The sequence below is a fragment of the Borrelia coriaceae genome (genome assembly GCF_023035295.1).
Taxonomy (GTDB): Bacteria; Spirochaetota; Spirochaetia; order Borreliales; family Borreliaceae; genus Borrelia; species Borrelia coriaceae.
In genome coordinates this window covers 22,409-33,856 of sequence record NZ_CP075096.1, presented here as the reverse complement: position 1 = coordinate 33,856, position 11,448 = coordinate 22,409, and the positions used below count along the sequence as shown (strand labels likewise).

Annotated in this window: 7 protein-coding genes; 1 reads left to right on the top strand and 6 read right to left on the bottom strand. The window is 24.5% G+C overall.

Annotated elements, in window-relative coordinates; all coding sequences use genetic code 11:
* The first annotated feature begins 735 nt into the window (after positions 1-735).
* Positions 736-1,485, top strand: coding sequence for a hypothetical protein (locus bcCo53_RS08070; protein ID WP_246938473.1), 750 nt, complete (start codon positions 736-738; stop codon positions 1,483-1,485).
* Between the two features lie 637 nt (positions 1,486-2,122).
* On the opposite strand, the gene bdr is transcribed toward bcCo53_RS08070, so the two are convergent.
* The 6 genes from bdr to bcCo53_RS08040 all read right to left on the bottom strand — a co-directional run bounded on the left by bdr (position 2,123) and on the right by bcCo53_RS08040 (position 10,875).
* Entirely contained in the window at positions 2,123-2,677 is a 555-nt protein-coding gene (gene bdr, locus bcCo53_RS08065; RefSeq protein WP_025408696.1) for a Bdr family repetitive protein, read from the bottom strand.
* Positions 2,678-4,048: 1,371 nt separating this feature from the next.
* Positions 4,049-4,627, bottom strand: coding sequence for a chromosome replication/partitioning protein (locus bcCo53_RS08060; protein ID WP_025408697.1), 579 nt, complete (start codon positions 4,625-4,627; stop codon positions 4,049-4,051).
* Between the two features lie 56 nt (positions 4,628-4,683).
* Positions 4,684-5,463, bottom strand: a complete 780-nt coding sequence (locus bcCo53_RS08055) for a ParA family protein (RefSeq protein ID WP_028328273.1) — start codon at positions 5,461-5,463, stop codon at positions 4,684-4,686.
* On the bottom strand, positions 5,439-5,999 hold the full coding sequence (locus tag bcCo53_RS08050; RefSeq protein ID WP_025408698.1) for a DUF226 domain-containing protein: 561 nt from the start codon (positions 5,997-5,999) through the stop codon (positions 5,439-5,441). Before bcCo53_RS08050 ends, bcCo53_RS08055 begins: the two co-directional genes overlap by 25 nt.
* Positions 6,000-6,008: 9 nt before the next feature.
* On the bottom strand, positions 6,009-7,118 hold the full coding sequence (locus bcCo53_RS08045) for a plasmid maintenance protein (protein WP_051428634.1): 1,110 nt from the start codon (positions 7,116-7,118) through the stop codon (positions 6,009-6,011).
* A gap of 619 nt (positions 7,119-7,737) precedes the next feature.
* Positions 7,738-10,875 carry a type ISP restriction/modification enzyme gene (locus bcCo53_RS08040; RefSeq protein WP_025408699.1) on the bottom strand — a complete coding sequence of 1,046 codons (3,138 nt, stop codon included), beginning with the start codon at positions 10,873-10,875 and terminating at the stop codon, positions 7,738-7,740.
* Between the last annotated feature and the right edge of the window lie 573 nt (positions 10,876-11,448).

The window sequence follows — 11,448 nt, the reverse complement described above, 5'->3', positions numbered from 1 at the left end:
TATATAATTTGTTATTAGTACATAAGTATTTGGCTAATAATAATGAACAAAGTTTCCTCAAATAAAAACATAGCTACCTCAATTCTATACATAGTTGCCATGAAAATGCACAAAGTTGTCTCTTAAGATTTTTTATTTTTATGAGTTGCACCTAAAATGAGCAAAGTTGCCACAAAACTATACAATAGTTGTCCCGAAAATATACCAAAGTTGACATTTTTTTATATTCAAATCCACTACGGACTAATTCACAATAAAGCCCAACAAAATTACGTCTTAATATCAAATAGTACAAAACCCAATAACAAAAATCTTACTATCTCTAACTTTACAACAGATAACATTCTTTATAACGTACAGGCAAATCAAATAATAATTTAAAACTCTCATAATATTTTTTATATCGATTTTTAAGTTATTAATAATAAGCAAAAAAATTTTCTAAAGCATAAATTTTGAAAAATGCTTTAGAAAAAATATTTATATTTCACATAATTTTATTACTTACTTTCAAGATCCATGACAGTATACATATTGATATTTTTTTGAACTAAAATTCATGCAAAAATGTACTAACTAAAAGTATACAATCGAATACAAATATATACTAAGTGATAGTTAAAATTTAAACCAAATAAAATATCTGTATTTATTTAAATCAATTAAAAATATTTTTTACCTCTATTCACTTGCATTGTTACTATAAATAGACTATCCTTCTACTAAGGTTAAAGAATGTTAAAATTAATACTGCTCATCACTATTACAACTAACACATTCTCTATATGTGAAAATATAAAAAAAGAAAACACAAAATATTATGATTATGATAAATACCGCTACTTAAAAAGAAAACTAGTTCGTGTAAAAAACTGGAAAACTAATTTTAATAACTTGACAAATTTAGGAGTATACTTCACACACCAAATCGAAAAGATTAAATCTGTACTTAGCCTTTCTGATAAAGAATTATCTCTAGAATGTAAATACAAGCCAAACAGTAACACATGTACCCCACTATCAAACAATGTAGCATTTCGATACCACGACATAATTAAACATTACCACACATTTATTAATACTCTCAAACATAAAAATCTTGACCAAGCTGCTTATATCATATATGAAATAACTGAATTGGGAGCGATATTAAGTCATACAAGCGAAACTATAGTCATGTTCAATTACCCTAGGATACAAGAATTCTTAAAACGTTATAACAAATATAAGCCCATTTTCATAAAACTTAAAGATATTTATTCAAAGGCAAAACATGATTACAACTTAACTCTCAATATACTTACACACAATTATACTGACAATAATTTCTGCAAATTTATGCTTAAATTCGTAGAAACTCATAAACTCGTTACTCATGTGTATTTCAACATGGATAACCTTCGCTTTAAATGCATAGACAGTGGATCATCAATACCAGAAAGCATCAATCCATATTGCACCAAATTAACATCCACAATATTATAAAACATAAAAATTAAATATCCATACCCTAATCCATCCATATCCTTTATTAAGTACCTAAATATTCCAAATATATATTTTAATAAATATTTTTATTACTAATATTCAAAATAAAGTTTATATCAAAATATACTCACTAAAAATATATAACTGAATACAGAATATATACTAATTTATATTTAATATTTCTTAATACAGACTAAAAAAATTATCTAATAATCTATGCTAAACAATATTTTATACTCTCTCTATTATACTAAACACTACTGCACTATTCGCTATTAAAAATCGTATTGACTTAAAATAGTATATTCTCCTTCTTATATTAAATATCAAATAAAAATTTATAATTGGAATAATATCCTTATGTTAAATCCTTAATACAACATAAATGCCTACCAATAAGTTTCTACTATTCAATATCAAGCTCAACCCATCTACAAATACAATCATATACACCACTAATCGAAAGCATTTATTACATAAATAAATACTAAAATAATCAATTAATCTATTAAGTTGATTACAACCTTCAAAAGAAAGCCCTTCAAAAAATTCAAATCAACCAATTCTCAGAAACGTATTATCATCATGCTTCATATAAATTATTAATTTACAATCAAAGATTAACACTAATAATTCACTTAAATATTAAGGCTATAAAACCTCCCAAAACTGTTAACCATAATGCAAAAGTTAGTCCAAAGATCCACTTATTATTCTTTTCTAAATTATTAATTTTAATATCAAGTTCATTAAATTTGACATCAATCTTATTATCTAGATCTTTTATATCTGACTTTAATTCACTTCTTACATTTTCTATCTTATTATCTAGATCTTTTATATCTAATTTTAATTCACTTCTTATATTCTCTATATTTACATTTAAATTAATCTCTAAATTATCAACCTTATTATCAAGGTCTTTTATATCTGATTTTAATTCACTTTTTACATTTTCTATCTTATTATCTAGATCTATCTTGACTGCCTTAATCTCAGATTGTAAAAGTGCCTCAACCTTGTCAAGCATAAGATTAAACGTATTTTCCAAATACTCAAGGTCTTTATACGTAAGCTCATTTTTATAATATCTGTAAGACAGATCAATAGCAATCTCCCTATTAATCCCTGCTTTAATTAGCTCAGATATCACCATCTGTTGCGTAATTACGGATTGTGCAAGTCCCATAAAACTCTCCTTATTTATTATATAATATATTATCCACTATAAGAAACTTATTTTACTAAAATCAACAGTTTTGATAAAAAGTTTAAATATTCAAAAAGAGGAAATAAACAACTTAAAGATTTAATTAAACTCACTCTTGATACGCTCATCTTTCTTGCAATACTCACTTAAGCTTACATTTTCCTAAAATATACACAACATAATTATATCAAATAATTTGTATTAACCTAATATGATTAGGTTAATACAAATTAATAAATAAGTTCACAAAAAATTATATTTAATCAACATAAACATTACAATAAAATAATATCTTTTACAAAAGAATTATATATAAATCGCAAAAAAAGAAATTTATTTTTTAAATATAAAGATTAAATATAAAAAAACTGAAATGGGTAAAAATTAGCAATATTCTTAAGTATATTGCTACTATATTGTCACAAAGAATATAAATGAGTATCGAACAACACTACTAAAGCTCAGTCTCACAATCAAGATAGTAAAAAGTTGAATAACTTACAAGAAAAAATGCTCAAGAAACACAAAAAAAATTATCACTTCAACCACTGATGAATAAAAGGAGTTTTACTTTTTTAAATGCATGTTTTAAAAAGTAATTAATAAAGCAAACAATTAAATTGGCAAGTATCAAAAACGATAACAACAGAAAATGAACAAACCTTGTAGATTGGCTTCTGCAAAACTTATTTAAACAAATTAATACTTTTAAAAGAAACTTATGACCCCTTAAAAAAGGAGGACAAGCCAAAGCACTTTATAAAAACTTCAATCAATACATAAGCAATACTATTAATTATAAAGCACAAAAAATAACTGCAACAACGATGGTAAATACGAAAATATTAATAATAAAATAGAACAGTTTTTTAGGTGTATTATGGATAACATAGCTTAAAACTTACTCATAAAGAGATATTTGAGACTCTTATAAATAAATTTATATGCAATGAGAATAATAATCAACACTCAAAAGGACTTACTATAAATTGCCAATAGAATAGATCATAAAATAAGGTAAATGAATATGAAATAAATTAATTTTATTTGAGTTTTATTACCACTAATAGTAGACGAAGTAAACAAAAGTTTACTAACATCGATCAATAACAAAAAAATAAAAGTAAGCAAAAAAACAAATAAAATAGAGCTTAGTAAAAAACTCTTAACAGAACCCTTTACTAAGCTCTAATGGCCCTAATATCGTTCACAAATATAAGTAAAGTTTAAACAACAATACTTAACAATAAGTATAAGTTACTTTTTAAAGAAAATCAATTCTATTGTTAACAAATACTAATTTTTTTATTCAATTAGAAAGAATGCAAACATACATTTGATTTATATTGATTATATTTTGGTATTTTTATATTTTAAAAGTTTATCCTCTAAAAACTTTTTATCATTTTGAAACATATCTTCTAAAATAAAGCTAGTAAACTTTGAACTTCTCTTATAAAAATCATAGGCTTCTTGACTTTTAAGCTGAAATCTTAATGGTTTTAGTGGAGTTTTCCCTGATTTTTTGAATTTCTCACTTTCTTTAATTTTAATAAAGTTTAATGTTTGATTAAACCCATTCTCAAGCAAAAATCTTTCTTCTAAAATTCCGTCTTGAATAGCAGATGCTATCTTTAAATAATTATATGCTTGTGATTTTGCTAAACTGTATACTTTTGAAAAGTCAGTAAAGCTTTTATAACCGTCTAATTTATAATATTCTTTTTCCTTGATCTCTTGCAAAATATACATAGTTTCTATTTTATTGGAAATATCCTCTTTTATATTGTCCTTTAATTTAATTTTTAAAAGATTAAACCTTTCTTTTGCTTCATCCACAATACTATCATCCACTATTAGAATAGAACTTTTTTCATTGTCTAAATTTCTAGGATTAATTGATATTTTCCTATCTTTTTCTTCTTGCATTTGCAAACCTCCTTAATTTATTTAAGTTTCCAGTAGTGGAATTTTTTTAGAAAAAACTAAAATTTATTAGTATAATTTTTCTGTACTTTAATTAATAAAGCGTTTAATATTTTTTTATATTCTTCTATATAATCTTTGTTAAGATCAAAAGTTTCATTTCTTGCAAGTTTCCTATTCAAATCTTCTCGTTCATTTACAAGTCCCAAAAATCCTTTTCTAGATTGTAAATATTCTAACAGTTCTCTATGAGTATTATTTTTTTTAAATCTGGTTATAATAAAGAAGATCGGTATTAATCTTTTCAATTCTTTAATAAAAAATTCTAATAGATCATAACTTTCAAGTGTCCATTTTTCAGATGTCATCGGAACTATTAAGTAATCAGTGGTACATAAAGCACAAGTTAAAGTAAAATCCAAGCTTGGATTAGTATCAATCAGTACGTAATCATATTTTGATTTTAATTTTTTTAATTCTCTACTTAGCTTAAGCTCAATGAAAGCATGTCTATTCCTACAATAAAATTCTCCGTTAAGAGTATGCAACGTTAAATAACTAGGTATTAATTCTAAATTATTACTAATATGAACAATTGATTCAATTATATCCAAATTGTTTTTTATAACTTCACATATATTTTTTTTTCTTAGGTCTATGCTCTGATCCTTTATTTTTTCGTAGAAATAACTAGTAGTAGACGCTTGTGTGTCCATGTCTATTAGAAGGACCTTATATTCTTTTGCCAATAAAGTTGCAAGTACAATAGCACTTGTACTTTTTCCAACTCCACCTTTGATTGATGCAACTGTTATTACTTTTGGTTTTTCTCTATCCATTTAGTTATAATTCCTCCATCCGGTAGGTTTTTATTGTAAAATTTATATACTTGTCTTTCTAATTTTACTAACATATTAATTAAAACTTTATAGTATTGTTTATGTGTCACGTCTTTTCTAAGCAAATAAGCAAGCCTTCTTAGATAGCAAAATACACTTCCTTTTTTAAATTTGAATTCTATATAGTACGCTTTTGACAAAATATACGATTTGGTAACACCATTTTCTTGATATTTTGTTAGAATATTCTTTATTGGTTTTCTATATCCATAACGAATGCCTAAAAATTTATCTCCTTCTTTTATAGGAAATAAGTGAAAATATTCTATTTTATTCTGATTAAATAATCCCCTAAATGAAATAAAAAATTTATGTCTTCGATTTTCTTTTATCTTGAATGTATATAAATCCATCATGATTTTAGTATGGTATATTTTTCTATCTTCAATTTCTTCTATTTTGATAAAGAGAGGTTTTTCTTCTTTTTGTATTAGTTTTATTTTTTTCTTTTCTAAGTTTTCTAACTTGCAATTCATAATAAATTCCTAAATAGTAGTTTGTTTAAGTTCCTTATGATTTAAATAAATTTTTTGTTTTTTTATTAATTCTAAGATGTTATAGTAGTATTGATTATTAAATATTTTGCTATACCCTAACTTTTTCTGTTGCTTTAGGTATTGTTTTAGTATTGGTATTAAGGTGTTAATTTCTACTTTAGGACGCAGTTGTTCAAGTAATATGCTGAATATATTGTCTTTAATTAATGAAGTATCTGTCTTGTTAACGGTTTTTTTAAAATGATTAACAATTTTATTTAAATCTTCATATTTATTATGCTCCAAAATGAAATGTGGTTTGTTTTTGTATTTTTCATATTCGAGCTTTATTTTTGTGTCTAAAATTATTTCGTTATATCCTTCTTTTTTTAAATTTATTTTTACATTTTCAAGTATTGATAAAAGTTTTTCTTGTTTTTCTTTGAGAGACATGTGATTGTTATTAACTTTTTCATGTTTCTTGCTATAGTCTTTTTTGATAAGATTTTCAGAACTTTTTAGCATTTTTAACAAATGAATTTTTGTATTTTTTTTTAAATTTAAGTTTAAAATTTGCAAGAAGAGATTTGTTTTGAAGTTGCATTTTCTTGCGTACTTTTTTGTTTGTAGGTCTTCGATTTTGCTAGTGAGTTTTTCCTCTTCTTTTTCTTTATTATTATTATTATTATTATTACATTCTGATTTTTCTACATTCCTCTTTTTATCATATTTTATTTTAAGGTAATCATTTACACGTTTCTGAAATTTTTCTTCTTTTTTAACTTTGAAATATTCATTTATTAATCGATGACATTCCTTTTTAGGGTATTTAAGTTCATAGTAGACTTCAGTCCCCATGTTGACACCCAAATGTCTGTAATAATTGTTAGTTATTTTAAGTTCTTTGTTTAATTGATATAAGTATTTTTGTAGTGTTTTTATAGTGGTTTCTTTTCCTCCGTTGCGTTTTAAGTTTCCATTAAAATAGTAAAGTAAATTGTTTTGCGTGTATTTTTTATGTTTTTGATTTGTATAGTTGATTGTTGAAGTTAGTACTATTAGTTTATGTTGATATTTGTTTTGATATGTTTTAAGCTTTTTAGCTTGTTGATTTTTCATCGTTTAAACCTCTTTATTATACTTGCGACTATATTTGTTATTATTTAATAATAACTCAATTATTATGAATAAGTAAATCATAATTTAATAAAAAATAATTTTTATTTCCAAATTTATTAAAAATAACATAAGAGGTGGCACATAATTATGAAGATTAAACTAAAAATTTATTTTTTATTCTTTTTTTGTAATAATGGAGTAGAAAAATTTGAGAAAAAAATCAATACTTATCTTCACTTGCTAATTTATTAGTTAATGACTTATTAGATGTTTTTACTTCTTTTGGAATAGGTTCGTGAATATTTTGGGTTTCAATTTTTTATAGAAAATTTGAGGTTAGAATATTTCTTATTAAAAAGATTAAAGAGACTGTACAAAAAAATGAAAGAAGCTTTTGAGAGAATTGTTATTGATATGAAGAAAGGAAGTAATCCTACTGCTGTTACAGTTGATGCCATTGTAAGCAAATTATTGAATGAAAACTTGATAATGTAATTGAAGCCGTTCAAGAATTGGTAAGCGGGGTTGCAAGTAGTGTTGTTATTTAGAGTGATGTTTTATAAGGTATTTATATTATTATTTTGTTATAAAATGATAGCTTAGTTTAAAATTTTCAATTTTAAGTATTAATTTCTTGAAGTTTACAAGTTGTTAAGTCAATTTGATTTTGAATATCAATTGTATAATGAATCACTCGAATAACCTTTTCAAGGTGTTCAATTTCATCAATACTTAATTCTCTGCCTTTTCTGTACTTTAAATAATTTTTAATTACTTGATAATTTCCGATAACAAATTCATATACATTGCAAGGTACATGTGTAAATTTGCTGTTATTATTATAACTAAGTTCTTTTGTTTCTTTTAGGTATTCAATTTTTTGTACAATATGTTTTTCATTGCTGTTTGATATATGCGTACCAATACTTTTATCTAATTTATTCGTATTTTTTAGTAAGTGCGCGTTTATTAAGTTAGTTCCTAAATGACTAAGTTTTTCAAAGGTTTCAACTGAATCTACAAAAATGATTTTTGGAAAATCTATTTTTAAAAATTCATAAAATTTAACTCTATAGATATTTGAATTGAGTATTGCATAAATGTACCCTAATATTTCTTGTGGCTTAAATTGTTTAGGATATTTATCATTAATAAATTTTCTAAAACTTTCTTTGAAATTTTCTTTTAGGGAACTTTCTAAAGATTTTTGTTCTTCTGTAAGAAATAATGGAAAAAAATAAGATTTACTGGAAATACAATCTCTATTGACAAGGATAGAAGAAATGAAAGCATGTTTAAATCTATTTGTTGACAGGATTCTTGTTGTAACTAAACCTATATTATTATCAATATTTAGTATGTGTTTCATTATTTTATAACATGGACAACTTACAACACCTTTGCTGTTAGTGTAGTAAGTAAATCTATTATCGAATGGTTTATAAGCTATATTTTTAACATACTTTTCATCTATATTTGTAGCTTTTAAAAATTGTTGAACAATTGGCAATCTCCAATCTCTAGAGTCTTTTTTTAAATCATATTTATTTCTTGCGGTTTGTTCATCAAGGTAAGCCAAGTCATTTAATTTATTTAAAAGTTCTTCTTTGGTGAAATCAATTGCTATTTTATCTTTTTGGGTTTCTACTCCAATTTTATATTCCTTAAATATCTCTTTAATTGAGATTCCTTCTTTATAAGAATTTTCATCATCTAAATTGTTTTTAACAAAGAAGTAATAAGGAGTTTTAACATTAAGTTGTTCAAATTCAATACTAAAGATATCATTTGTATTTAAAAATTCATATTTTTTCAATCTCTTTCCTTTAAGGCTCTTGTAAAAGACATTAGCAAATGCATGTTTCTTAGTTGAATCTTTATATTTAACAAATATACTAATCGCCACACCTGTTTGTATATCAAATACATTTTCATCATTATTACCATCATCTGTTTGTTCTTTTTTCCTTAAGTTACCATGCAAATTAATAATATAAATTTCATCGAAAGTTTTAAGTAAATGATATCTCATTCCTCTAAATATTATATTATCTAAAAATCCATTATTAGTAATAATACCTAATAAACCTTCATCAGCATTTTCAATCTTATGTTCTGAAAATCTAATAAATTTTACATAATCATCATTTAATGAAATTATTGCCTTTTCATTGAGTGGTATATTGTCTATTGTTTTATAACTTTTAATTAATTTTAGGATATAAGCATTATTATTCTTTGATCCTGCATTATAAGGAGGATTGCCGAGAATTACCAAAATGGGTTTGTTTTTAATCTCATTAACAAGTTTATTCTCTTCACTGATTGCAGGGAAAAAGGCTTTGAAACTTTCTTGATTTGAAACAGGTGTTAAATCAATAGTATTTGTTAAGAATATTTGTGATCTTGCCTGTTCGCTTTCAAATTTGAAATTACAAACCTCTCTTAGGTATTGAGATAATTTCAAATGAGCAACCGCATATGGAGCCATTAAATATTCAAAACCGTATATATTCTTAAGCACATGTTCATTGATGTAGTCTTTTTGTTTTCCGGTTTGCTTTGGAATTTCTTTTAAAATGCATTTAATGACTTCAAGCAAGAATGTACCAGTACCAGTAGCAAAATCTAGCACAGTGACCTTATTCCTATTTGCAAAACCATTCTCTAAATTAAAATTGCGTTTTAAAGTTTTATTCAAACTACTCACAATAAAATTAACAACGGAGTGTGGTGTGTAATATACCCCCTTACTTTTTCTTAAGCTTTTGTCATATTTAACTAAAAAGTCTTCATAAAAATATAGATATGGGTCTTTTGTATGTTCACCATTTGAGTTTTTATTTTGAGTAAATGAAAATTGCTCAAAAATCGTCTTAGAATCAATGTTATTAACAATATTAATAAGTTCTTCTAAGATCCATCTTATATTACCATATTCACTACTAATTGCAATATTATCAATGAGTTTTAGTATATCTTGTATTAATGTAAAATTATTAGGTATGAATTTTTTAATATTGTCAAAATCAATTATTAAATTATTTGTATTATTTAATTTAGCAAGAAAAAATCCATATGTAATAGTTTGTGCAATTGAGTCTGCAAACTCGTTAACTTTAAGCTCATTGTTATATATATTCTCCTTAATGATATTATAGGTGCCTACTAAAGTACTTTGTTTTTTTAAGTCTATATACAAATTCAAATGTTGTTCTACTAAATCTTTTAAAGTTTTTGTTCTTTTTGCAAGTAAACTAGCTAACTTTTCAACGTTTTCGATTTTTTCAACAGAGGTTTTAAAAAATTCGTTTAAAATACTTATAACTGTGTCTGATTTAGTTTGATCGATTTTTGTATTGATTTTTTCTAAATCAGTTTTAAATACTAAAACTTCTCTTAAGTTAATATTTCCATTTTTTATCCATATAAACTCAATATAATTTGTAAGTAAAATATTATTTGATAATTGTTTGTATTTGTCAATTTGAGGGCTCTTTAATGTGTCATCCAAATTTTGTTCAATTTTTTTTACTTCAATATAGCCTATTATGTTTCCGTTATTTCTAATAATAAAATCGGGAGCGCCTAAACTTTCTTTGTGGCGCTTGGGTTCGTGTTGAATTTGGATGTTTGGATTTGGTTTAATTTCATTAAGCAGCTTTTCCAAATATGCTCTATCAGTAAATTCTGTCTTATCTTCTATAGCAGTGTTTTTTAGGTTATGTATGTATTCTTTAATTAATTTTTTATCCATTCATATAGTATGGCTTTTACTTTAAGTTTTTTCAAATTTTTTTGATTTTTACTAATTTTCAGGTTAGAAGTCTTAAACTTGTGATGTTAGGCCTTATAATATAAGAAAACATTAGTACGTAAAAGGGGTAGAGTATACTTTATAAATTTAAGGTGTTTAAGAGATGTGATGAGTGTATTCTTTCTTTTGTGATTTTGATGTGCGATACTTAATTGCATTGTTCTTGCTTAAATGACTTTTAACATTGATTTAAAAATTATTACATTTTTAATCCATTGTTCTGAAATATGCTTTTACGGTGTTTTTAATTTGTTTTTGCTGTTAGTATTATTTGTGCATTTTTCAAGATCAGTGTGTACATGTTTAAATGTGTCTGTGATCTTAAATTTATCGAAACTTACAAACTTATTGAGTCTTTAATAGGGATAGTTATTAAATAATTTATTAAAATTAATGTTCATCATACCCCTGTAACTATTGAAGCTAAAAATCAATACTCGGAATTAGTCATACATATATGACTAAATAATAAAGTCATTTAAAAGGAAACACTTCTCTTGAAGAGGGGGCGGT